Below are 24,864 nucleotides of genomic sequence, written 5' to 3'. Positions count from 1 at the left end.
TTTTTGTGATGACTTATTAGCAAATATCAGCAGTAATGCGCTGTAGAATTTGTAAAAGGACATCAAATTCGCTTTGCAATGGCGTACTTTTACGCGTCACTAATGACAGAATGCGTGAAGGGGCATTCTCAATTGGTCGGATCACCAATTGATCATTATTTTTCAGCATATGTGTATTTACCGCAATCTGAGGTAGTAATGTAAAGCCCAGATTAGAACTCACCATTTCAACCAAGGTTGGTAATGAGCTCGCTTTAAGGCGATGATCATTCTTGCGTTCACCGATAGGGCATACACTTAAAGTATGGTCTCTTAAGCAATGACCTTCTTCAAGCAACATGAGGTGTGTCAAATCAAGGTCTTCTAGAGATTTAGCTTGCGCCGTTTTGTGGTCAGCTTTGTTTGCAACTAAGTACAAACTCTCTTTCGCAACTTCAGCGACTTTTAAGCCACGTGTATCGAATGGGAGCGCTAACATGATCATGTCTAAATTGCCATGTTCTAGCTTTTCAACCAAATGTTCACTCTGAGCTTCATGAAGATGTAGTTGAATTTTAGGTAGCTCTTTATGAACTTCTTCTAACAATTGCGACAAAATAAATGGTGCAATCGTTGGAATAATTCCTAAATGAAGATCACCAGTAAGTGGTTCGCTCATCTCACGGCTCAGTCGCATGAGATCTTGAGCATCAGCAAGAAGGACACGTGCTCGTGCAACCACTTGCTCACCGAGAGGGGTTAAACGTACATTTTGGCGATCACGTTCAACGAGAACGCCACCCAATAAACGCTCGAGCTCCATAATCCCGCCAGAAAGCGTAGACTGAGTAACGAATGAGCGACGTGCTGCTTCTGTAAAATGCAACGTCTCAGACAGAGTCACGAGATATGACAGCTGTCTTAGGGATGGTAATGCAGCCATAGTGTCCTAGTGTTTATCATTTAAAATGTTTTGCAAACAAACCACTCAGTTGTGGGATGAAATGCGCAGGAATATCATGCCCCATTCCTTCGATTAATTCAAACTTTGCGCCTGATATTGCTTTTGATACTGCCTTGCCGTGGCTAAAAGGGAGTAGACGATCCTTTGAGCCATGTACAACCAGTGTTGGCTTTTGAATTTGCTTATCGATAGAAACTAATGAGCCTGTACATAATATTGCTAAAAACTGTTGAAGTACACCCGCTGGATGATAACTACGCTTATATAATTTACGCGCGTTTTGAATAACTTCCAATTGATTGACGTAACCAGGTGAACCAATCGTCTGAATGACTTTAATACTATGATTTACAATACCATCTTCATCATTCGATGCAGGGCGACCAATAAGACTAAATAATTGTTTTGGAAATGGTGGCGGAAGAAATGGCTGATTATTACTGGTAAATAATAATCCTAGTTTATCCACTTTTTCTGGATATTTTGCTGCTAATATCTGAGCGATCATTCCCCCCATTGATGCACCAATAATATGCGCTTTTTCAAGACCTAATCGTTCAATGAGTAACGCTACATCTTCAGCCATATCATATAAATTGTAAGGAGAGCCTTGATTTCCTAGACCAAAAGCAAATCGACCCATAAGTTTAAATGTATTGAGGCGAGGTCCCTTGTGCTTAATTTTTGTTGAGAGGCCAATATCTCGGTTATCGAAACGAATGACTCTGAAACCTTGGTCTATTAAAGATTTGCAAAAAAAATCTGGCCAAAAAAGCATCTGCGCACCCAGTCCCATGATGAGAATAATCGTAGGATGTTCAGCCTTGCCTCCAACTTCAATATGAAGGTCGATCCCATTGCCTAGGCTCACTTTACTTTCTTGCATGAATGGAGCATAAGGTGAAACTTGATATTCTAGTGCGTTATTCATTTTTATTGTGTCCAAACTAAAAGGGTACTTTCATTTGAAAATACCCTAAATCTTTGAATAATTAAACGGCAGCTGGAATTAAATCTGGGACCAGTTTGGTCAATGTTAAACGTTGCTTCGCTGCTGTTGGTCCAAGTAGCACAAATCCACGAAGCGTTGTTTCTTGGTCAAGTGCTTTAGCAATCATTCCGTCATCGAGTTCTTCAGTTTCCCAAGTTGCCTCTACACCTTGAGGTACAGGTAATACAGTCAGTGGTGCAGCAGGAGTTTTCACTGCAACTGGCATCGCTGGATAATGAACTTGTGTATTTTCACCAGACAATGTTTTAGCTAAAGCACGTGCTTGTTGCATAATTGGCATGACATACGGAAGCAGTAAACCATTTACTTCTGCACAATCACCTAATGCATAAATATCGGTTTTATTGGTTTCCATTAAAGTGTTAGTCTCAATCCCACGGCTGATATGGATTCCTGCTTCTTGTGCAACTGATGTATTGGGTTGCAGGCCAACAGCAGAAAGAACAACGTCAGCTGTAAAGCTCTGTCCATTTGCAAGCGTTACGGTATAGCTTTCGTCTGAGTTTTTACTTACCCGATCTACGGTGGTACTTAATGCAAACTGAATACCTGTTTCTTCAAGATTTTGCTGGAAAGCATGTGCAACGTGTTCTGGTAGAAGGCGACCCAAAGGTTGTGGGGCAAGATCAATCACAGTCGCTTGATGACCAGTGTTCTGTAAATCGTTGGCAAACTCACAGCCAATGAGGCCTGCACCTAAAATGACAACACGCTTGTCTTGTTTAAGGTCGAGCTTAGAGCGAAATTCACGATAATCAATCAGTGAGTTAACTACATGAATATCATCAGCGCCATCACCTGAAATGGCTAAACGAATAGGGTTAGCACCTACAGCTAATATTAATTTGCTGTATATAAGGTTTTCAGCTTGTCCATCTTTTGTGTAGGTCAATTGATGTTGATCTGCAGAAATTGAAGTTACAGTCGCATGATGAATAATTTGCATATTCAATTGCGCAGACATTTTCTCAGCATCACCTAAGGCAATTTGCTCTGGCGCTTTTTTACCTACAAGTGCATTAGATAAAGTTGGTTTTGCATAGTTCACCGCATCATCTGAGCAAATCATAACAAGTGCTTGTTCAGCATTCAGTTTGCGAAACTCTCGCGCTAATGTGTAACCTGCCATGCCAGAGCCAACAATGATGATCGGTTGCATAGTACTCTCCAATACTGATAATTTTTTTAGTAAATAAGAAAAAAGACCATATCAAAATGGTCTTTAAAGGAAATCTGTATTAGATTTCAATCATTTCAAAATCTGCTTTTGATACGCCGCAATCTGGGCAAGTCCAATCATCTGGAATATCTTCCCATTTAGTGCCTGCAGCAATGCCATCTTGTGGCCAGCCTTCTGCTTCGTCATAAATCCATCCACAAACGATGCATTGATATTTTTTCATTTGATTCTCCAAAAATACTGACAATTCCATTTATTGGTGTCAGCCAAAATCTTTCTCACACCTAGACTCAATTGATATGAATTTTTATCGTTCATATTCAAGCAAATTTTTACGCAGTTCGAGGTGGAAAGTAAAGTAAATAACGGAGTTTAGCTGACTAAAAGAGAAGCTGAATGGCAGATTAGGACAAAACGCATGCTAATTATGCTAATGCATGATAGGGCTGAGCATTAAATCTTTGAAATATTTGACAAAATTATATGTATTATGATTTAAAAAAATTGTCAGACTTTTGTCGCGTATTGATTTACCAGCTATTCATATAAAATTTATACTGTTTGTGTTTTATACTTGTCATTTAATTAAAAAATGGTTTATTAAAAATCAATAAGTTATATTGGTTGGTATTTTTTTTTAGCTCATGTTTGCTATATTTTTTGTCAATAATTCGTTAAAATTTACGCATTCTTTTGTCTAATTTTTATCTCCTATGTCTAATTCTTTGTCTACATCATTGTGGTCACACATTCGTACGGTCCAAGATTTTCCCAAACCAGGAATTTGTTTCTTTGATTTAACTCCTTTGTTCATGCAGAGCATTGCACCTTTAACTGATGCCTTAATCGAAAGTATTCCTGCGGAACAATTGGCAGAAGTAGAGAGTTTCGTTGCTGTTGAAGCACGTGGGTTTGTTTTGGCGAGTTTGTTGGCGCAACGTACTGGCAAGGGTTTGTTGTTGGTTCGTAAAGCTGGAAAATTACCACCACCAGTGATTGGTGTGGGTTATAGCCTTGAGTATGGCATGGACCGTTTAGAAATGTCTGCGGATGTACAGGCTCAAAAAGTGATTATTGTTGATGATGTATTGGCCACAGGTGGTACATTAAAAGCAGTTAAGCAATTGATGGATAAATGTCAGCACACTGTTTTAGGGGCGAGTATTTTCCTTGATTTACCAGACTTACACGCGGATTTAGGAATGAATATTTGGTCAGTTTTGGACGATAAATCAAAACCTCAAATTTAAGTCGAAAAGCCTTGTGATTCACAAGGCTTTTTTAATGTGATTGATGATTTGAGTGGCTGACTAATCCGATCAGGTAATTCAGGCGATCAGGGTTTTCCAGTTGATGACGGCCACCAATAATACTTTCAACGTACATGTATGGCTCTAATAAGTCAGAGGTACTATGCATATCAATCAGTTCATCACCAAGTTCGATATAAGCGATTTGAGATGAGGTTTTGGATTGAAGCTCCTCAATTGTAATCGCTGGATAATCTGGATCGAAAGATGGCATTAGGCTCGGATTTGCAATCACAGCAGGAAGTTGAAATCGATTTGACATCTTTAATGCCCAGTAACCACCTAGACTATGTCCTACTAAAATGTCTGGTTTAATTTTCTCGATCATATCGATATAAAAACGTTCAACAGCAGCGTATTTTAAATTTCGATAATCAACATTAATGCAATATTTATTTTTAGAAAGAATTGCCTGAAACTTGGTAGATTCTCTTGAAGAATCTAATCCATGCATAAACAATACTTTAGGCTCTTGAGTGTTCATAAGTCATCATTAAATCCATTCTATTTTTTATGATTGTTGAAAGTATACTTTTCCACAATTTATAGGATGATTGTAGAGTGCTGTATTCAAAGTACAACTTAGCTTTTGGTCTAAGAAATGTTCAGACCTAGACTTTAGTGGATGAAATTAAGCGTTTTTCAAATGGCTGATTATTTTTTCTAATGCTCAAGTACTTTGAATTCTGCTATGCTATGCAACTTCTTTTTTAAATAAAATTACGAGGCAGAGATGACGCAACAAAACGCTCAATCGACTTCTGAACAAGCCATTTCCGAAAACGATTTAATCGCACAGCGTCATGCCAAGTTAAAACAGATTCAAGATAAGGCTCAAGAGCAGGGTACGAGCCCTTGGCCAAACACGTTTAAGCGTGAACATTATGCACAAGACCTTCAGGATCAGTTTGCTGATAAATCAAAAGAAGAAATTGAAGGCAGTGAAAAAGTTTATGTCAAAGTTGCGGGTCGGGTGATGTTGAACCGCGGTTCGTTCATGGTGATCCAAGACATGACCGGCCGTATTCAGCTTTATGTGGCGCGTAAAGAACTTTCTGCTGAAACACTTGACACCATTAAAGGTTTAGACCTAGGTGATATTATTGCCGTTGAAGGTTACATTGGACGTTCAGGCAAAGGTGATCTTTATGTGCATATTGAACATTTTGAACTCCTCACTAAATCACTCCGTCCTCTTCCAGACAAGTTCCACGGTTTAACAGATACAGAAGTAAAATATCGTAAACGTTATCTTGATTTGATCGTGAACGAAGAAACGCGTAAGACTTTTGAAATTCGAGCAAAAGTAGTTGCTGGTATTCGTAACTTCTTGACTGAAAAACGTTATATGGAAGTTGAAACGCCAATGATGCATGTGATTCCAGGTGGTGCTTCTGCGCGTCCATTTGAAACGCATCACAATGCCTTAGACATGCCATTATTCTTACGTATTGCACCAGAACTTTACTTAAAGCGTTTGGTTGTAGGTGGTTTTGAACGTGTGTTTGAGATTAACCGTAACTTTCGTAATGAAGGTGTGTCTACACGTCACAACCCAGAATTCACCATGATCGAATTCTACCAAGCTTATGCAGACTACAAAGACTTGATGGAACTGACAGAGCAAATGCTAGAAAAACTAGCAATTGATATCTTAGGTTCGACAGATGTACCTTATGGCGAAGAAGTGTATAGCTTCAAAGGTCCATTCAAGAAAATCTCAATGTTTGATGCAATTCTTGAACATAACCCACAATTTACACCTGAAAATGTAAATGATCGCGAGTTCTTAGCTGAGTTTGTTAAGAATGAACTTAAAGAGCAAGTGAAGCCAGGTTTTGGTCTAGGTAAGCTTCAAACGATTGTATTTGAGGAAACTGTTGAAACGAAACTTCGTCAACCGACCTTCATTACTGAATATCCTGCGGAAACCTCTCCATTGGCACGTCGTAACGATGACAACCCGCACATTACTGACCGTTTTGAATTCTTCATTGGTGGTCGTGAGCTTGCAAATGGCTTCTCAGAGTTAAATGACCCAATTGACCAGGCTGAGCGTTTCCAAGCACAGGTAGCTGAAAAAGATGCGGGTGATGATGAAGCAATGCACTATGATGCCGACTTCGTTGAGGCGCTTGAATATGGTTTACCTCCTACAGCAGGTGAAGGGATTGGTATTGATCGTCTGGTAATGCTATTTGCCAATGCGCCAAGTATTCGCGATGTGATCTTATTCCCACATATGCGTCACAAAAATGCGTAATAATGAAATTAAAACAGCCCTTCTTTGAAGGGCTGTTTTAATTTTTCTTAACATAAAATTAAATTTAAATGTTTTTTAGTGTGAGTGTATTTTGAGGTTTTAATCACAAAATATTTAATTAAGGTGATAAAAAAATATAGAAAATTATCATTAAAGCTAATCTGTTTAACCAGCTGTATGTTTATTAAAATATTTATACAATGTTATTAAATGTATCTAATTAAATACTTAATGTAAAGTTAATGGATTTATAAATTAAAAATTCAAATAATCAATAAGATATAATCCTAAATTGATTTGTGATGAACCCGAATAGACTTATAAAAATCCTATCATCGAGCTTACTATTTTCTAGTCCACTGGTGTTTGCCAATGGTATTCTCCTCAACGATGAAAACCTGAGAGATGATTTAAATTGGCTGAATCAACAAGGTGTGATTCAAATAAGCACCTCGACATGGCCGCTAAGTGGTGATGAAGTCCAACGTGCCCTCACCAATGCTAAAATTAACTCCATTGAACAACAAAAGGTTATTCAGGAAGTCGAAAGAGCGATTCAGCAGCAAAATGAAACATTAAAAGTTGATGCTTTCGCTGAGAGTGATCAAAAGAAAATCCCACAATCTTTTGCCGATCATCAAAAAGCACAATATGCGCTTGGTGCAGAGTTAAATCTTGGGGGGCAAAATTGGGATGCGAAGCTCAAAGTTAGAGGTGAAAAAGAACATCAGATAGACAATGGGCAAGACGTTAACCTAGAAGGCTCATATCTTGCGGGTAAACTTTGGAATCAATGGCTCATTGCTGGTCAGATTCCAACCTACTGGGGGCCTGCACATGATGGTAGTTTGATACGTGGAGATGCAAGTCGACCAGTATATGGTTTCACTCTACAGCGTGCCGAACAGGCTGCTTTTGATCATAAATGGCTCTCATGGATCGGGCCTTGGCAATACCAAGCTTTTGGCGGTCAATTGGATGATTATAAAGCTGTGTCAGGTACCCAGTTAATTGGCTTACGTTTTACAGCTCAGCCTCTACCTTATCTAGAATTGGGATTATCACGAATTTTTCAAATTGCTGGTAAAGGTCAACCAAATTCTGTTAAATCTTATTGGAACGCTTTCATTGGAAAAGATAATGAGTGTGAAAATAATAATTGTAGTGGTGAGGGTAATGCATCAAATCAAATTGCTGGACTCGATGCACGTTTGAATCTAAGCTATTTATCGAACCAACCAATAGGCCTTTATGCTCAATACGTGGGTGAAGATGAAGCTGGTGGTTTACCTGCTAAGAAAATGTATCAAGCCGGCGTGGATTATTCTTCATCTTTAAAAAAAATGCCTTATCAGATTTATGCAGAGTGGGTAGACACCACTACAAATGGTAAGGCTCGAGGGATATCTTATAATCATCATATTTACACAGATGGATATTATCAACATGGCTATCCTCTTGCACATGCGATTGGGGGAGATGGTGAGATGATTTCTTTGGGTGGAAATATTCGTTTTGATGCCATGAATAGACTTTCAGGTCGCGTATTATTTTCAAAAGTAAATCAATCAAATCGAGATACCAATGTTGCATTTTCCGAAGAAGATGATATCCAAGCATTAGATTTAACTTGGACGCATTTTGTGAAGCCGAATTTGCCATTAAAGATTAATGGTTGGATTGCAGATTCAGATCGTCATGGTAATGATGCAGGTGCTTCTGTTGGTATTGAAATACCTTTAGATGTCAAAAAACTGGGACGTTAATATTCTTAGATTAGCAATTGAAAAAGCCACCTGAAAAGGTGGCTTTTTTTACATGAGACTTGTTTGTATCCGAACTTTCATTTCTAAGCTAAGTTGCGCGATATAATCCTTCATCCATGGGTAATTCTGTCCCATTGGATTTACTTTAGTGGCTGTGTCTAAAAAACTAAGCTCAGGTTGACTGAATAATTGCTTTTCTAAGCAGTCTTTAAATTGCTCAGCGTTCGCATATAAATCTGTTTCAACTACAAAAAAGTGTTTTGGGTAATTGTAAAAGGCGTAGCACAAATTAAAAGCTTTTTGATTGCCTTTTAAATGACCAATACTAATTTCACTTCTATGATCTTGATTGCTATGTGTAACGCCAATCAAGAACTTTAGTTTTTGATCAGTATGTTCAACAGCAAACTGTAAGCCAATTTGATCAGCAGTTAACTCGTGCTGAACAAAAATATTTAAAGCAGAACCATTTTCAGTAAACGGTTCTTGTAACACTAGAATTTGATGATGCTGATAAATATGACCAGCAATTTGAGCTCGCTCTAAATGTTGTTTAAGAGATTCAAGGCTAAGCATGGGAGATAAAAATAACTAATTTAGAGATTTTTTATATTGAATGAATCCCGTTTCGGTTGCAACACGATTATACAAAAGTCTAGCATTATCATTGCTTTTATGGGTTAACCAATACACTCTATCATAATTATTTTTACATTCGTCATAGCTAAATTCTATTAATTTCCTGGCTAAGCCCTGATTTCTATAATTTGCATCAATAAACAAATCTTGGAGATAACAATAAGGGAGTTTAGTCCAAGTGCTTGCGTGAGAAATGAGATGTACAATTCCGACGACGTTTTGATTTTTTATAATGGCATAGCCAAACATATCGGTTTGCGACGCATCAGATAATCGTTTGAAAGTCAGAGCCGCTTGTTGAGGATTCAATTTGGTCTTGTAGAATTCAAGGTAAGCTGACCAAAGGGCTAACCATTCTTGGTATTTTATATTTGAAAGGCCTGTAATTATTATCATAATTAGATTGTCACTTTGCTTATATTCTATTTGAGTATATCAATATAAAAAAACGAGATAAAGCTCCGTTGTCTAAATCACTATAATGAATATAAATTTTCAAAAGTGTCATAAGTACACATATTCTAGCTGGTGTTGTCCATGTCATTAAATGAGGAAAGACTTACTCATCTTAAACAGCTTGAAGCTGAGAGTATTCATATCATTCGCGAAGTTGCTGCAGAATTCGAAAATCCAGTCATGCTTTATTCGATTGGTAAGGACTCGGCAGTTATGCTGCATTTAGCGCTTAAAGCATTCTATCCTGCAAAACTCCCTTTTCCACTGTTACATGTAGATACAGGTTGGAAATTTAAGGACATGATTGCTTTCCGCGACAATATGGCTAAGCAACACGGTTTCGATCTTATCGTCCACCAAAATAAAGAAGGTAAGGATGCTGGGATTAACCCATTTGATCATGGTAGTTCGAAATATACTGATATCATGAAAACTCAGGGTTTAAAACAGGCATTAGATAAATACAAGTTCGATGCTGCATTTGGTGGTGCTCGCCGTGATGAAGAAAAATCACGTGCCAAAGAACGTGTGTATTCATTCCGTGATGATAAACATCGTTGGGATCCTAAAAACCAACGTCCAGAACTTTGGAATCTTTACAATGGTAAAGTGAACAAAGGCGAAAGTATCCGTGTGTTCCCATTGTCGAACTGGACTGAGCTTGATATTTGGCAATATATTTACTTAGAAAGTATTCCACTTGTTCCATTGTACTTAGCGGCAGAACGACCTGTTGTTGAGCGTAGTGGTACATTAATTATGGTGGATGATGAGCGTATGCCTTTAAAAGAAGGTGAAGTTCCACAAATGAAATCGGTTCGTTTCCGTACTTTGGGGTGTTACCCATTGACAGGTGCGGTGGAGTCGACTGCTAACACCTTGCCAGAAATTATCCAAGAAATGTTGCTTGCAACCAGTTCTGAGCGCCAAGGTCGAATGATTGACCATGATGAAGCGGGCTCGATGGAAAAGAAAAAGCAAGAAGGTTACTTCTAGAATCTCTCTTGCGCAGCAGCGTTGCTCCTCTCTTTGTAAAAGAGAGGAGTCATCCTCCTTTTTCAAAGGGGGAACGAGGGGGATTCAAATACACCGATTTCAACATATTTGTGGAGCTATGAGCCATGTCTCATCAATCAGATTTGATTAGCCAAGATATCTTGGGTTATTTAAAACAACACGAAAATAAAGACTTATTACGCTTTTTGACTTGCGGTAACGTAGATGATGGTAAATCAACTTTAATTGGTCGTTTACTTTACGATTCAAAATTGATTTATGAAGATCAATTGCAAGCAGTGACACGTGATTCTAAAAAAGTCGGTACAACAGGTGATGCACCTGACTTAGCGTTACTTGTAGATGGTTTACAAGCAGAGCGTGAACAAGGTATTACGATTGATGTAGCTTACCGTTATTTCTCTACAGAAAAACGTAAGTTCATTATTGCCGACACTCCGGGGCATGAACAATACACACGTAACATGGCTACAGGTGCGTCTACGTGTGACCTTGCGATCATTTTAATTGATGCGCGTTACGGTGTTCAGACACAAACACGTCGTCATACGTATATTGCAAGCTTACTTGGTATTAAGAACATTATTGTTGCGATCAACAAAATGGACTTGGTTGAGTTCTCTGAAGCACGCTTTAATGAGATTCAAACAGAATACGCAGGCTTTATTGCACAATTGGGTGACCGTAAACCATCTAACATCATCTTTACGCCGATTTCTGCGTTAAATGGTGATAACGTTGTAAACAAATCACCAAATACACCTTGGTACACAGGCGAAACTTTGATGGGTACGCTTGAATCTGTAGAGATTAATCGTACTTCAGCTAAAGCTGACTTCCGCTTCCCTGTACAGTATGTGAACCGTCCTAACCTCGATTTCCGTGGTTTCTGCGGTACGATCGCACTAGGTGATATCAACGTTGGAGATACAATTACTGCGTTGCCATCAGGTAAATCATCTACAGTTAAAGAAATCGTTACTTTTGATGGTAACTTAGAACGTGCAGTTGCTGGTCAAGCAGTGACATTAACGTTAAACGACGAGATTGATATTTCTCGTGGTAACGTACTTGTACGTGCAGACCAAGAAGTACCGGCAATTTCTCGTTCTGTTCAAGCGACTGTTGTATGGATGGCTGACCAACCGCTTGCGATTGGTAAGTTATATAACGTGAAGATTGGTACGCAAACTGTTCCTGCTAAGGTAACAGCAATTAACTTCCGTACAAACGTAAATACGCTTGAAAAAGTTCAAGTTGAAAACTTAGAGCTGAATGCGATTGCGAATGTAACGATTGAATTTGATGCACCAGTCGTATTTGACCGTTATCAAGATAGCCGTTACACAGGTTCATTTATCTTTATTGACCGCTTAAGCAACGTTACAGTTGGTGCAGGTATGGTTGAAGAGGCAGTTGAGTGGACTGCACATAATGAGCCTGTAACATCAGAAGCACGTGCGGCGCGTTTGGGTCAAAAGCCTGCTGCGGTAACTGTATCAAATGCTGCAATTGTGAATGCACAAGTATTAGAAAGCTTATTGATCCAACAAGGTGTTGTCGCGATTGCTAAAGCTGGTTTAACTGCTGAGCAAGTTGCATTATTACGTGAAACTGGAGTGGTGGTCATTACTGATACTGCAACAGGTACGGATGCAAGTTTTGAAGTAGAAGCTGCTGAAGAATTGGCTGAGAAGATTGTGGAATTGGTTCGTCTTTAAGATTGACTGATTTAAAAAAACCCGCCTGATGGCGGGTTTTTTTATTTAAAAGTTAATAACGACCACACTAGTCTTAATGAGCTAAGATAGGGTAAACATTAACGATAAATTCGAGATATGATGAAAATAGTAGCGTATTTGCTTTTGATGCTCTTAACGGCATGTGTTAATGCTCCGATACAACAAAAACAACCCAGTAAAGCCTGTTTAGAATACCAACAGATGATGACAGCGCCTATGCCTAGAGAAGCTATGCAAAAACTGCAAAAAAAATGCTTCGAATCTAAAGAATAGAGATTAACGGTAAAATTGAACTAAAAACTTAAAACATTTTCGTAGAGTAGAAAAGCTAAAAAATAAAATCATCGTTTAAAGTTAAATATTTTTTTATTGCTCATGAGTCTTGATTAAGAAGGAAACTAATCCATTCTATTTAATATTCATTTACTAAGAAAAATTATTAAACCATGCCTCAAGGTTCAAAATTTTAACGATATTGGATTAGTTTTGTGTGCTTGAAACTTGAAAAATATAGGAATAGTGATTGCATTGGTGCTAAATTAAATGAGATGAAATGATTAGGCGCTACAATGAATAAAGCACTCCCAAAATTTCACCCCAAACATCTCAATTGGCTGATGCCGTTAATTTTGTCATGTTTGATGAGTGGTTCAATTTCTTTAATTAATATTGTAATGAATCGTGGATTTTTTGATGGGATCTGGGTGGTCTGGATAAAGACGTGGGCAATGTCTTGGTTAATCGCATTTCCATTGATCTTAATATTTTTACCTGTGGTAAGAAAAATCTTAATGCATTTTGTAAAAACTATGCCATAGCCCTTGAATGAAAGGTTTGATTAGCATTTAAAACAACAATTATAAAATTCTATGATCTTGCAACTGTTAAAAAATCGGGATAATTTTGCAAGTCGATAAAAATTACAACCTAAGGATTGGCATGACATATAACTCAGTGTTCAAGGAAAACTTATTTCAGAATCAGGTCATCATTGTGACAGGAGGTGGTTCTGGTATTGGACGTTGTACAGCTCATGAGCTTGCATCATTGGATGCACAAGTGATTATTACAGGGCGTACCCAAGAAAAACTCGATAAAGTTGTTGCTGAAATCATGGAAGATGGTGGCAGAGCCTATGGCATCGCTTGTGATAATCGTGATGAAGCACAAGTAAAAGCCATGATTAGCGAAGTAATTGAAAAATTCGGACGAGTTGATGGCTTGGTGAATAATGCAGGCGGACAATTTCCAGCGCATTTAGAAAAAATCTCAGCCAATGGATTTGATGCTGTCATTCGAAACAATCTACACGCTACATTCTATCTTATGCGCGAAGCTTACAATCAGTGGATGAATAAGCATGGTGGAAGTATTGTCAACATGACTGCTGATATGTGGGGAGGTATGCCGAATATGGGACATTCAGGCGCAGCTCGTGCAGGGGTCGATAATCTGACCAAGACAGCTGCTGTCGAATGGGGGAAATCAGGAGTTCGCGTGAACGCCGTAGCACCTGGATGGATTTTGTCATCAGGTATGGATACATATACTGGTGAAATGGCTGAAAAAGTGATTCCAAGTATGGCGGAGAAAGTTCCTTTGCAACGCATGGGAACGGAAGCTGAGGTGTCATCAGCGATCGTCTATTTATTGTCTGAAGCATCTAAATTTATATCGGGTGTCACGATACGGATTGATGGCGCAGCTTCTCAAGGCACACGTATATTTCCATTAAGCCCGGCTGAGAATAATCAAGCCTATGATGGATTTCACCGTTCTTTTTTACCCGAAGTGATCCAAAATTTAAAAAAATAAGAAATGCCCAATTGAAGCTTTAAACTTAACAATTGGGCATGTAAATTTAAAGTTTCTTACTGAATCGTGACTGTGACGGGTTTACCGTACAGGGTGTAGCTATAATTCGGCACAATCGTGTATTGATAGCTCGGCATGACATAGGCTTTGCCTTGTTCACTAAACGTAATCGACTGACCATTTTTACTATATTTGGCAGAACCAGGCAGAACAATCATTGAATTAAAGTTTTGTGCTGAAGCCTTACCTATCTGAGTAACTTTTTCTCCACTAAAAACAACAGGCTGTCCTACTTTCGCAGTAATTTGACCTGGAGTATTGATCTTGACGACTAAATCAGAAGATTCATGAGCATAATCGGTGGTTAAGCCATGTGTTCCTTGTACATACATACGATTAAAATCATCTTTATTGGTACGGAATGTCCAAGGCCAGAAAGTTACGCCACGTAAGCTCGCCATTGACATTAACTCTTTGCTTAATCCTGCAAAAGACGGGTTAAATGTAGAAGAATATTTTTGAGTCGCGTCTAATATTCGACGTGTGTTTACAATATTGCTTTGTGCGTTCGGCGTACTCGTTAAGAAGCCTGTAGAAACACCCGGTAAGGTATTTTTCATCTGTAAGATTTGATCACCATTAAAACTAATAACAATCGATTGATCATAGGCATTATGCTTATCTAAAAGCTCTTTAATCTTCGCTACAATTTCAGGCTTAGCACTTTTAATTTCGATGAAATTGGTCACATGGGGGTATTTTTTGACTGCAGCCAAAACCTCATCCATGGTTGGAACTGGGCGACCATTGGGAATCGTTCGTAACTGACGAATTTCAGCTAAGGTAAGATCTTCAGTATTTCTATTATCACCTGTGGTACGAGTTAATGTTCCATCATGCATCAGGAAAACATGACCATCTTTCGATAGATAAACATCATATTCAACTGCGTCAGCACCCACCTCAATAGCTTTAATTGTTCCTTCTAAAGTATTTTCATCCTCTAAAGCTGGAATGCCACGGTGGCCTGTGATCAGGGGTTTTCTTAACAGGGTATTCGGTGCCATCTGCTTCATAATGTTTTGGAAAACATCTGGCTGTTGAGTATAGATCCCATTAATCCCAGTGCTTAAAATATCAGCTGCTTTGAATGCATCAATGCCATCTTTTTGATCTGGATGAAGTGTGCTTGCCCAGGGTGTTATTAATAAGCGTTGTAGATGAGATACGACTTCTGATTGCACTAAGTGCGGCGGTAAAATGACAATTTTTGATAAAGAAGAGTTGGTATTATGCGCAATTTTTACAATATCTGATTTACTATTGGTTAAACCAGATTGTTTTGAATAGTCGAGTGCTGTACGCAATACAGGGATTTCAACACGAGCTTTACGTAAGAGTTCAGGCTGATCCGACACCAAGGTGATATCAGCGAGATCATAGTTTTCTGTCAACGTTTTCAGATTACGAATTGTTTTTTCTGAATTGATCGTTAATAGCGGAATATGACGTCGTGTTGAATCATTTAAATAATCTTTTAAATGAGTAATTTTCTTTTGATCTTGGTTAAGAAGATTGAGTTGCTCATCCAGTTGATAGGCAACATGAGTTGCTAATGGAGCTGAGTTCAGTGTAGTTGCGCCAGCAGGCTGAGCGAGTGCTGGTGCCATAGAGACTGGCAATTGCTGATCGATTAGATCTGTAACTCGATTAGACTCTGGTAGGGCTTCAAGTTGCTCAGTCACTTTAATTGAATCTACACGCATCAAAGCGCCAGCTGTAGAAATGCCAATGCCACCCTGATTTAAATTGTAAGGTAGCGTGCTATCGAGTACGAGTTCATCATTAATATAATGGCGTACGCGTTGGCCATGTACGATGACTGTTGCTTTGTAGGTCTTATTTAACTCAAAATTCTCTTTATATGCAGATTTCTGTAAAACATTCCATGTGTTGTTAGGTTGACGCATAGAAAGTTCAAGACCACTTGCAGCGGTTGCATCAACACGAAATGCGAATTGATAGTATGGAGTAAAAGCTGGATCAGCATATTGATCAGCGGCACGATAGATGATGCTACCCCAACGCCCGCCATTGTTATTTTCTAAGAAAGCAAAATCCATATCGATACGATAATTACGATGTTGCTGTAGTTCGTTTGGCAACATGATGGTCGTCATTTGTGTATCGTGCGCCGTACCATTGATGAGTAGTGCTCCATCTTTAACTTCAATATTCCCTGGATTGCTACGAAGTTGAGTCCAATTGTTTGGAATAGTAGTTAAAGCGTTGAAATTTTCTTCAAAAAGTATTTCGGGTACAGGTACTTCAATGTCTGGTGTTTCTGGTTCAGGAGATGGATTAGGATTTTCCGTTTGATCTGGATTTGATACAGCATTTTTTTGATCATCATCGGAGCAAGCCGTTAAGCTTAATGTTAATAATATTGCTGACGTCAGTGTTGTAAATTTCATCATTAAAAAGTACTCGAAAAGTATGTCCCTAAGCGAGACACAATCTAAGTACATAAAATGACAATTCTATGGATTTGTCATAAAGTAAAAAAAATATTACATATTAAATATTTATGAAATTCATCAGTTTTAAATACTGTCGTGTTTAAGCGGTGAACATCATTAAAAGTCCAGTTGAAATCTTATGAAAAGATGAGGGGAAATGCGATTTTCGAAAAAAACCAACTCAGCGAACTGAATTGGTCTCCAAATATCAATGTGATGTGCTTATTGAATGGTCACAGTCACGGGTTTTGCATAGATGGTATAGGTGAAATTGGGTGCTATGGTGTATTGGTAGCTTGGCATGACATAGGCTGTACCACGTTCACTGAAACTCACAGATTGACCATTTAGACTATATTTTGCAGAGCCTGGTAGTACGAGCATCGTATTGAAGCTTTGGTAACTAGATTGACCCAGTTGCGTTAATTTTTGCCCAGCGATTTGTAAAGGTTGACCAACAGTTGCTGTTATTTGTCGTGGAGTTTTAATTTTGACCACAAAATTCGATGCATCTTGTGCATAATCTGTGGTCAACCCATGTGTACCTTGAATGTACATACGATAGAAATCATTTTTAATTAAACGGAACGTCCAAGGCCAGAAGGTCACCCCACGTAAACTTGCCAGATACATGACATCCTGATTCAAACCACTATAATTTGGATTGAATGTTGAAGAAAATTGTCGTGTTGTTTCCAAAATTCTTCGAATGTTTAGAAAAGTAGTTTGTTCCTTTGGTGGATATACCAATAAACCCGTTGATACACCTTTTAGAGTGTTCTTCATTTCAAGAATTTGTTGCCCATCAAAACTTATGACAATGGCTTGACCATATGCATCATATTTATCAAGTAAATCTTTAATTTTTGAAATTATTTCGGGTTTTGCACTCTTAATCTCGATAAAATTGGTGACATGTGGGTACTTTTTAACTACTGCAGCCAATACTTCATCCATCGTCGGTATGGCAAGTCGCTGCCCGGTCGTTTTTAGTTTACGAACTTCTTCGAGCGTCATGTTCTCAATATTTTTTGCGATACCCGTTGTGCGTAAAACCGATTTATCATGCATTAAAACGACATGGTCATCTTTCGTCAGATAGACATCATATTCCACGGCGTCAGCACCAACTTCTATCGCCTTAAGAATACCTTCAAGGGTATTTTCATCAACTTGAGATGGAATTCCACGATGACCTGTAATGAGTGGTTTACGAAGTAGGGTGTTGGGCGCCATTGAGCGCATGATGGAATGAAATAATTCAGGCTGATGCGTATAAATGCCATTTACTCCTGTTGTTAATATCTCAGCGGCTTGATAGGCATCAAGCTTAAGACTGGTCTGTCCAGAAGTATTGTGGGTAAAACCTGCCCAAGGTGTGATCAATAAACGTTGCAAGTGTGCAACTACATGAGACTGAACCAAATGGGCTGGTAAAATCACAATTTTAGAAAGTGCTGTATTGGTTGCCTGTGCAATTTTCACAACACTATTTTGATCTGAAATCAAATTGTACTTTTCAGACCAATCCAATGCTGTACGGATTTCTGTAATCTCCACACGCGCTTTTCTTAATAGATATGGATCATCAGAGACTAGCGTGACATCACTAAAATCATAATCTGAAGACAAAGATCTTAATTCAGCCAGTGTGTTTTCAGAGTCGATATGCAGAAGAGGAAGTGTTCTTTTGGTTTGATCAGAAAGAAGACTTCTAAGGTGCATCGTGGTCTTATTGTCGAAATCTTTTAAAAATAATTGTTCATCAAGTTGGTAAGCAATATAAGTGGCGGTATGAGCGTTATCATTTGTTAATGAGTCGGCTGGTTGTGCTAAAGCGGGCGCCATTGCAACTGGATATTTGTGATCAATGACATCTGTAATCCGATCTTGAGTAGGGAGGGCATCAAGTTGTTCAATCACCCGTATTGTGTTGACCTTCATCAGCAATCCTGATGCTGAAAGTCCAATGGCACCTTGGTTTAGGTTGATGGGTAATTCACCATCAAAAACCAATTGATCATTCAAGTAATGACGAACACGTTGATCATGAACAACAACTGTAGCCTTATAAGGTGTATTTAAAGCAATGTTTGATTCAAATTTGGATGTATTGATGACATTCCATGTGTTATTTGAGCGTCTAAGTGCGAGTTCTAGACCATTATAAGCAGATGCATCTGCACGAATAGCAAATTGGTAATATGGTGTATATTCAGGTTGAGCAAACACTTCTGAAGCTCTATAAATAATACTTCCCCAACGAGTACCGTTATTACGCTCAAGGTATTCGAATTCTAACTCAATTTTATAGTTGCGAAGCTTTTGAAAATCCGAACTTAACATGATCGTGGTGGGTTTGATTAAGTCTTTGCGACCATCAATCAGTAAGGCACCTTCTTTAAATTGAATGCTACCTGGATTTGAAGGCAGGATATTCCAATCAGAAGGTATTGAATAAATTTCAGTAAAATCCAGATTTAAATACGTTTTTGGTTGTGGAACATTGATCGGTGTTTCAGGTTCGAGATCCGGTGGTAGAGATGGTTCTGGATCTTCAGGCTGAATTGGTATGGTTGGCTCAGGAGTATTTGGTAAGGTTGATTTAGCTTGATCTTCCCCAGAGCATCCTGCTAAACCGAGCATGAGCGATAGTGTGACAACTAGAGTCTGCTTTTTCATTTTAAAATTCTCGAGTGTACGATCCATGACGACCTTAAAATCTATGAAATTAAGGTTAAAATTCCTTTGTAAATCAGAAAAATACGAAGCTTTGTTTGTATTATTGAGTTATTTTAATATTCTTGTCTGAGGCAAGGTTCAAAATAAAAGATTTAAAACTTGCCATCCACCAACAATGACACGAATGATCCCCAAAGCGACGAACAATATCATTTCAAAAAAACAGAAAAATAAAAAAGTCCAACCTGCTGCACCATCCACTTTGCTCGCATCGTATTCAATGTATAGCAATAACAACACCAGCCCAATTTGGAAGTAGATCATCGCAATTACTGCTGAATCCCATGGAAAACGTAACAAAAAAGTCCAACAGATGATGACCAAGGCAGCAAAACTGCATGGCAAAATAAATTGCAGCAAGTAACGCATATTATTTTCCCCAAAAAATAATGATTCGTTTTCATCCTTATACATAAGTAATACAGGACTTTATCAATGCGATCAACTATGATGAAATTGATTGAAATGAATGAAAAGTATTGTAAATAAAGGATTTGATTATGGCACAAAGCATGCAACACGTGATCATTACTGAACCAGGCGGCGTTGAGAAGTTGGCTTATGAAACGGTTGATATTCCGCAACCTAAAGACAATGAAGTCTTGGTGAAAGTACATGCTTTCGGCATTAACCGTCCTGATATTTTACAGCGCCAAGGTTTATATCCAATGCCTAAAGGGGTCACACCTGTACCTGGGTTAGAGGTATCAGGGGAAGTCGTTGCAGTAGGGGCTGAGGTAAACGCCTATCAGGTGGGGGATCAAGTGTGTGGACTCACCAATGGTGGTGGTTATGCCGAATACTGTGTGGTGCCTGAATCTCAGCTGATTAATATTCCTGCAGGGGTGAGTCATATTCAAGCTGCTGCAATTCCAGAAACATTTTTTACCGTTTGGGCGAATATTTTTCAACTGGGCAAAGCTAAAGCGGGGGAAACGGCTTTAATTCATGGCGGAACCAGTGGGATTGGAACAACGGCATTGATGTTGTGTAACGCATTTGGCTTAAAAACTTTTGCGACTGTTGGCTCAGATGAGAAAGTAAAAGCAATTCAAGATTTGACGCATGCAATTAATTATAAAACGGAAGACTTTGAACAGGTCATTCAGCAAGCGACTGAAGAAAATGGCGTAGATATTGTCTTAGATATGGTTGGAGCGCCTTATTTAGCTCAAAACTTGAATATACTACGTCGTGATGGACGTTTGGTTTATATCGCATTTCTTGGAGGAGCTAAAGCCGACGGCGTAAAATTAGGTCAAATCATGATGAAGCGTTTAACCATTACTGGCTCAACCATGCGTGCACGTACCACAGCAGAAAAAGCCAAAATCGCTCAAGATTTAAAGACACATGTTGCGCCGTTATGGGCAAAAGGTGAATGTCTACCGATGATCTATAAAACTTTTAATTTTGATGAGATTCAAGCGGCTCATTTGGCAATGGATGTAGGTGATCACATTGGTAAAATTGTGGTGAAAGTGTTGGATTAATCTTAACCACATGTGTTCGATTCAGTCAGTGCTGAGGATGAATAATCTACTTCGTCTCAACAGACTTAAGATTATTCATCTGCTAACCAATTCTTAGACTGTTGATTGCTTGTGTCCAATCTTGGCAAGAACAGCGCGGACAATCTTGAAGTGGTTGCTGAAGTTCAGTACAGAATCCACAATGTGTACACGCATATATTACGCTAGGTTTTACCTTGTATATTGATTGAGCTTGAGCTGGAAAAATTGGTAAGCCATATTTAACTTGCTCATCAGGATAAAACAAAATACTGAAATTCCCATCGGACTCTAATAGACCGACTCGAATTTGACCTAAATGCTCAACAGATTGACGACGCATTTCCGAAAAGAACTCATCATGCGACATATTGCCTTGTTTGAATGCTTCAAGGACGAGCATGCCATCTTTCACGATGTAGCAGGATTTACCTTCAACCAAGTCTTCGAAAGGCTGATATTTCATCATTAACCACGTTGTGGTGCGGTAAAGCAAGATGATCACACTCATGACGACTACGGCTTGAATTAAGGGTAAATCCTCCGTAAACATTGGATCTCCAGCAATCGATCCAAGACAAAGAATAATGGCAACTTCAAAGATGGAGAGTTGTCTAACCCCTCGCTTGCCAGTCAAACGAAGAAAAAGAATGATGAGTAAATACATCACCACACATCGGATTAAAATTTCGAAAACAAATACCCATGTGGTGTCTTAAAAAAAGATAGAAGCAAAATCCATTTGTTCCTCAATTTTCTAGGTGATTCTACTTAAGCTATCAAGCGCCAAAAAAAAGAAATACAGAATTATTGTCGAATTATTATGACTTTATGTAGATGTGGTGCGTGACTTGAATATTAAATCATGTTGTTTAAAAGATAGGGAGTGGAATTACAGTTGTTAATGTTAATCAGGATTTTGAATATATGAGATAAGGTTGGCATTTTTTATTCATTACAATGATCCGAAATGTTTGTTATGTATTTGTAATATTCTGTTATATTCTTATGGTTGCATGTTTCGGTGTTTAACCAAGAGTTAAGGTGTATTTTGGATTCATTCCGTAATCGCGTTCTGTTCATATTTGCTGGATTAACCATTATCCTTGGGATATGCGTATCGCTGTATATTGGAAATATCGCATCTCAGCACTTGGCTAAAGCCAGTGGACAGACCCTACATGTCGCAGCAAAAAATATCAGTAATGCCTTGGCAGCTTCTCTTGCCGAACGCGAGCGCGAAATGGTGCTGCTCAGCCAATCTCCATTCTTTTCAGAAGCAAGTCTAGATGATCCACGTGTTCGTATACGCTTGGAACAAGTCAAAAATGCGTATGTCTATTATGCTTGGATGGGGGTAACAGATTTAAACGGTGATGTTCAAATTGCTGCGGATGGTATTCTTGAAGGTGAAAACGTTTCTTCACGGCCATGGTTTAAGGCAGGTTTACAGGGTACATACTTAGGTGATGTGCATGAAGCTGTGTTATTGGCAAAAAAAATTCAAGCTTTAAATCCTCATGAGCCGATGCGTTTTATTGATTTCGCAACACCAATCTATGATCCAAATACTCAAAAATTAAAAGGAGTGTTAGCTGCACATGCAGATTGGGAGTGGGCACGTCATATTCTCAATAAAGCATTATCTCAAACAGCATCTCAGCGTGGCATAGAAGTCTTTATCTTAAACAAACAGGGTGAACTGCTGTATCCATTTAAAAGTATTGGACGAGTCAAGCCACCTCAACTTAAAGTCAACGATGCACTTTATTATATTGATGATTGGAATGAAGGGCAGGATTTCTTAACCGCAAATATTGCCGTGGAGTCCGAGACTAAAAGTGATATTGGTTGGCATGTGGTAATTCGTCAACCTTTGGCGATTGCTTTGGCAGATATGCGTGATTTGCAGTTCAAAATCTTCCTGATTGGTTTATTCGTCTCGCTGTTTATCTTTTATGTGATTTATCAACTTGCCAATAAATTGAGCAGACCCATTGAGGCTTTAGCTAAATCGGCTTATGCGGTCGAACAGGGAGACGTGCATACGGCATTTCATAGTCAAAGCAGCATCCGTGAAATCCAAGGATTATCACATTCTCTACAAAGCATGACGCAAACCTTATTGGAACAGAAACAACAATTGCTTGAGGCAAACCAATCTCTAGAGCGTAAGGTTCAAGAGCGCACTCGAGCACTTGAATTGGCTAATCTTGAGTTGATTCGATTGTCACGACATGACGCATTAACAGGTTTACACAATCGCCGTGCTTTAAACGAACAACTTGAATACTTGTTTGGTCAACATAAAAGAAATCAAATTGGCTATGCAGCACTTATATTGGATGTCGATTATTTTAAGCAAGTCAACGATCAATATGGTCATGATCAAGGGGATCAAGTGTTACAACAAGTAGCAAAAATCCTTGATCAAGCAACGCGTGAAACCGATTTTGTGGCACGTTATGGTGGTGAAGAATTTGTAATTTTATTGCCTGCAACACATCTGATGGGTGCGCAAGTTTTGGCAGAGAAAATTCGTACATTGGTGGAACAAGCTGTTATTTTGGCAGAGAAAACTTTGACCGTCAGTATTGGTGTCAGTGTGACTGATCTCAACGATGCTGATGCTTATGCCATTCTTAAACGAGCAGATCGACATCTTTATCAAGCAAAAGCCAATGGTCGAAATCAAACTGTGATCGATGCTTAAAATAAAGCATCCACATTTTGTTAAACTCAGTATTCTCTCATTGGACTAAACACCTGACGTGACTTCATTCGAAATTCAATCCAGTTCTTCTGCACAACTTGTTCAAGATCATAAGCTACGGGTTTTGATTAATCAGATTGAGCAGCAAAAATTACAATTATCCGCATGGCAACACGCCCAAGAAGAAATTCGTACCTACACGCAGAAGAAACTTATTCCTGTCTATCGTGATGTTTATCAAGTGCTGTTTCAGCAATTACAAAGTCTATGGAATAGCCTAAGTCAAATTGATTTAAATAAGTCGTCTCAAAAGGCAGTAGAAGAGAAGTGTTTTAACTTGACCCAAATATTGAGCAAATCAAATATGCTCAATGAAACTCAACTTGAGACAGTTGAAAAATTACATATTTATTTCGAACAGGTGTTTGCTCAACCACGAAATAAGCAAGATAAAAAGAACAACTTCGAATCTAGTCAAGCACCAGATGCTCATGGTGAACAAAATGATTCAACGATTGATGACGATTCGTTATGGGACAAAGCGCAGTATCAACAAGCAAGGCAGCAAGCCAAACTTAAACGGCAGCAAGATAAACAAGCCGAAGCAGAAAAGTTAGTGAATCAATCCCTGAAAACAGTATATCTCAAAACTGCATCTATCATTCATCCAGACCGTGAACCTGATGAATCCAAAAAGGCTGCAAAGACGGCATTATTACAACGTGTTAATGAAGCTTATGAACAAGAGGATTTATTCACGCTATTGAAGTTACAACTTGAAGTTGAGCAACTTCAAGTCGGTATACAGAAAGCTATTCAGCAAGATCAATTGAAGTACTATCAACAAGTATTGCAAGCACAGAGTTTAACTTTAGAAAAGCAAATCCAGATATTGATTAATAGCTTAGTGTGGTCAAACAAGGCAAAAATTGGAGTACAAAAAACACAAGGTGCTTTAAATATTCAAAAACTCTATCAACAGATTGACCAAGATGTTTCATCGTTAAAACAACAACTCAAATTGGAAAAGCAGCGTTTAATTGAAATGTCAAAAGCTTCCGGGTTAGCATTTTTGATTGAACATTCACTTCTTTGAATCTAAAACATACGAGCTATAAATAGCTGTTACTGACATCTACTCATTCCGTATTTCTCAATGGTTGATTGTCCTATTATTAAAAAATTAATATTATAATTTATATAAAATGTGTATTTTGTCGCATTTATTTGATGTAT

22 protein-coding genes are annotated in these 24,864 nt (G+C 38.5%); 11 read left to right on the top strand and 11 right to left on the bottom strand.

The window, feature by feature from the left end; genetic code table 11:
* Nucleotides 1-16 precede the first annotated feature (16 nt).
* The 4 genes from oxyR to rubA all read right to left on the bottom strand — a co-directional run bounded on the left by oxyR (nucleotide 17) and on the right by rubA (nucleotide 3,358).
* Entirely contained in the window at nucleotides 17-922 is a 906-nt protein-coding gene (gene oxyR, locus AC1M9F_RS05995; protein ID WP_035266662.1) for a LysR family transcriptional regulator OxyR, read from the bottom strand.
* A gap of 16 nt (nucleotides 923-938) precedes the next feature.
* On the bottom strand, nucleotides 939-1,874 hold the full coding sequence (locus AC1M9F_RS05990) for an alpha/beta fold hydrolase (protein ID WP_092766881.1): 936 nt from the start codon (nucleotides 1,872-1,874) through the stop codon (nucleotides 939-941).
* Nucleotides 1,875-1,935: 61 nt separating this feature from the next.
* Complete coding sequence (locus AC1M9F_RS05985; protein ID WP_481597295.1) at nucleotides 1,936-3,114, bottom strand: NAD(P)/FAD-dependent oxidoreductase; 1,179 nt, start codon at nucleotides 3,112-3,114, stop codon at nucleotides 1,936-1,938.
* A gap of 79 nt (nucleotides 3,115-3,193) precedes the next feature.
* On the bottom strand, nucleotides 3,194-3,358 hold the full coding sequence (gene rubA, locus AC1M9F_RS05980) for a rubredoxin RubA (protein ID WP_000760495.1): 165 nt from the start codon (nucleotides 3,356-3,358) through the stop codon (nucleotides 3,194-3,196).
* A gap of 490 nt (nucleotides 3,359-3,848) precedes the next feature.
* Here rubA and AC1M9F_RS05975 point away from each other — a divergent pair, with 490 nt between their 5' ends.
* Complete coding sequence (locus AC1M9F_RS05975; RefSeq protein ID WP_481594407.1) at nucleotides 3,849-4,385, top strand: adenine phosphoribosyltransferase; 537 nt, start codon at nucleotides 3,849-3,851, stop codon at nucleotides 4,383-4,385.
* 31 nt (nucleotides 4,386-4,416) lie between these two features.
* Here AC1M9F_RS05975 and AC1M9F_RS05970 read toward each other — a convergent pair whose 3' ends face one another.
* Complete coding sequence (locus AC1M9F_RS05970) at nucleotides 4,417-4,929, bottom strand: YqiA/YcfP family alpha/beta fold hydrolase (protein ID WP_179997703.1); 513 nt, start codon at nucleotides 4,927-4,929, stop codon at nucleotides 4,417-4,419.
* Nucleotides 4,930-5,178: 249 nt separating this feature from the next.
* Here AC1M9F_RS05970 and lysS point away from each other — a divergent pair, with 249 nt between their 5' ends.
* On the top strand, nucleotides 5,179-6,708 hold the full coding sequence (gene lysS / locus AC1M9F_RS05965) for a lysine--tRNA ligase (protein WP_092766879.1): 1,530 nt from the start codon (nucleotides 5,179-5,181) through the stop codon (nucleotides 6,706-6,708).
* 302 nt (nucleotides 6,709-7,010) lie between these two features.
* Nucleotides 7,011-8,474, top strand: coding sequence for a capsule assembly Wzi family protein (locus AC1M9F_RS05960; RefSeq protein WP_481597294.1), 1,464 nt, complete (start codon nucleotides 7,011-7,013; stop codon nucleotides 8,472-8,474).
* 48 nt (nucleotides 8,475-8,522) lie between these two features.
* On the opposite strand, the gene AC1M9F_RS05955 is transcribed toward AC1M9F_RS05960, so the two are convergent.
* Together AC1M9F_RS05955 and AC1M9F_RS05950 are read right to left on the bottom strand one after the other, a co-directional pair.
* The gene (locus tag AC1M9F_RS05955) at nucleotides 8,523-9,050 is read right to left on the bottom strand and encodes a hypothetical protein (protein ID WP_481586517.1); all 528 of its coding nucleotides are present in this window, start codon (nucleotides 9,048-9,050) and stop codon (nucleotides 8,523-8,525) included.
* A 15-nt stretch (nucleotides 9,051-9,065) separates the two neighbouring features.
* Complete coding sequence (locus AC1M9F_RS05950) at nucleotides 9,066-9,509, bottom strand: GNAT family N-acetyltransferase (protein ID WP_481597293.1); 444 nt, start codon at nucleotides 9,507-9,509, stop codon at nucleotides 9,066-9,068.
* A gap of 141 nt (nucleotides 9,510-9,650) precedes the next feature.
* On the opposite strand from AC1M9F_RS05950, the gene cysD reads away from it, so the two are divergent.
* The 5 genes from cysD (at nucleotide 9,651) to AC1M9F_RS05925 (ending at nucleotide 14,143) form a co-directional block, all read left to right on the top strand.
* Complete coding sequence (gene cysD / locus AC1M9F_RS05945) at nucleotides 9,651-10,565, top strand: sulfate adenylyltransferase subunit CysD (protein ID WP_035266686.1); 915 nt, start codon at nucleotides 9,651-9,653, stop codon at nucleotides 10,563-10,565.
* 125 nt (nucleotides 10,566-10,690) lie between these two features.
* On the top strand, nucleotides 10,691-12,307 hold the full coding sequence (cysN, locus tag AC1M9F_RS05940) for a sulfate adenylyltransferase subunit CysN (protein WP_092766874.1): 1,617 nt from the start codon (nucleotides 10,691-10,693) through the stop codon (nucleotides 12,305-12,307).
* Nucleotides 12,308-12,424: 117 nt separating this feature from the next.
* Complete coding sequence (locus AC1M9F_RS05935) at nucleotides 12,425-12,601, top strand: hypothetical protein (protein ID WP_481597292.1); 177 nt, start codon at nucleotides 12,425-12,427, stop codon at nucleotides 12,599-12,601.
* Between the two features lie 296 nt (nucleotides 12,602-12,897).
* Entirely contained in the window at nucleotides 12,898-13,146 is a 249-nt protein-coding gene (locus AC1M9F_RS05930; protein ID WP_481595823.1) for a DUF2798 domain-containing protein, read from the top strand.
* Between the two features lie 121 nt (nucleotides 13,147-13,267).
* Nucleotides 13,268-14,143 (top strand): SDR family oxidoreductase, encoded by an 876-nt coding sequence (locus AC1M9F_RS05925; RefSeq protein WP_481588891.1) that lies wholly within the window; start codon nucleotides 13,268-13,270, stop codon nucleotides 14,141-14,143.
* A 56-nt stretch (nucleotides 14,144-14,199) separates the two neighbouring features.
* Here AC1M9F_RS05925 and AC1M9F_RS05920 read toward each other — a convergent pair whose 3' ends face one another.
* The 3 genes from AC1M9F_RS05920 to AC1M9F_RS05910 all read right to left on the bottom strand — a co-directional run bounded on the left by AC1M9F_RS05920 (nucleotide 14,200) and on the right by AC1M9F_RS05910 (nucleotide 19,773).
* Complete coding sequence (locus AC1M9F_RS05920) at nucleotides 14,200-16,620, bottom strand: glycerophosphodiester phosphodiesterase family protein (protein WP_481597291.1); 2,421 nt, start codon at nucleotides 16,618-16,620, stop codon at nucleotides 14,200-14,202.
* Between the two features lie 264 nt (nucleotides 16,621-16,884).
* Complete coding sequence (locus tag AC1M9F_RS05915; RefSeq protein ID WP_092766927.1) at nucleotides 16,885-19,344, bottom strand: glycerophosphodiester phosphodiesterase family protein; 2,460 nt, start codon at nucleotides 19,342-19,344, stop codon at nucleotides 16,885-16,887.
* 138 nt (nucleotides 19,345-19,482) lie between these two features.
* A complete protein-coding gene (locus tag AC1M9F_RS05910) occupies nucleotides 19,483-19,773 on the bottom strand; it encodes a hypothetical protein (RefSeq protein ID WP_092766871.1) in 291 nt (96 codons plus the stop codon).
* 131 nt (nucleotides 19,774-19,904) lie between these two features.
* Between AC1M9F_RS05910 and AC1M9F_RS05905 the strand changes: the two genes are divergently transcribed.
* Entirely contained in the window at nucleotides 19,905-20,897 is a 993-nt protein-coding gene (locus AC1M9F_RS05905; RefSeq protein WP_481597290.1) for an NAD(P)H-quinone oxidoreductase, read from the top strand.
* An 82-nt stretch (nucleotides 20,898-20,979) separates the two neighbouring features.
* Here the strand turns inward: AC1M9F_RS05905 and AC1M9F_RS05900 are convergent, their stop codons facing one another.
* Nucleotides 20,980-21,603 (bottom strand): YetF domain-containing protein, encoded by a 624-nt coding sequence (locus tag AC1M9F_RS05900; RefSeq protein ID WP_481597328.1) that lies wholly within the window; start codon nucleotides 21,601-21,603, stop codon nucleotides 20,980-20,982.
* Nucleotides 21,604-21,966: 363 nt separating this feature from the next.
* Between AC1M9F_RS05900 and AC1M9F_RS05895 the strand changes: the two genes are divergently transcribed.
* Together AC1M9F_RS05895 and AC1M9F_RS05890 are read left to right on the top strand one after the other, a co-directional pair.
* The gene (locus AC1M9F_RS05895; RefSeq protein WP_481591947.1) at nucleotides 21,967-23,628 is read left to right on the top strand and encodes a sensor domain-containing diguanylate cyclase; all 1,662 of its coding nucleotides are present in this window, start codon (nucleotides 21,967-21,969) and stop codon (nucleotides 23,626-23,628) included.
* 58 nt (nucleotides 23,629-23,686) lie between these two features.
* Nucleotides 23,687-24,724, top strand: a complete 1,038-nt coding sequence (locus AC1M9F_RS05890) for a molecular chaperone DnaJ (RefSeq protein WP_481597289.1) — start codon at nucleotides 23,687-23,689, stop codon at nucleotides 24,722-24,724.
* Nucleotides 24,725-24,864 lie beyond the last annotated feature (140 nt).

It is taken from the genome of Acinetobacter sp. ANC_7504 (assembly GCF_056779995.1).
Note: the sequence above shows the minus strand (reverse complement) of the source record. Positions and strands in the feature narration are given on the sequence as shown.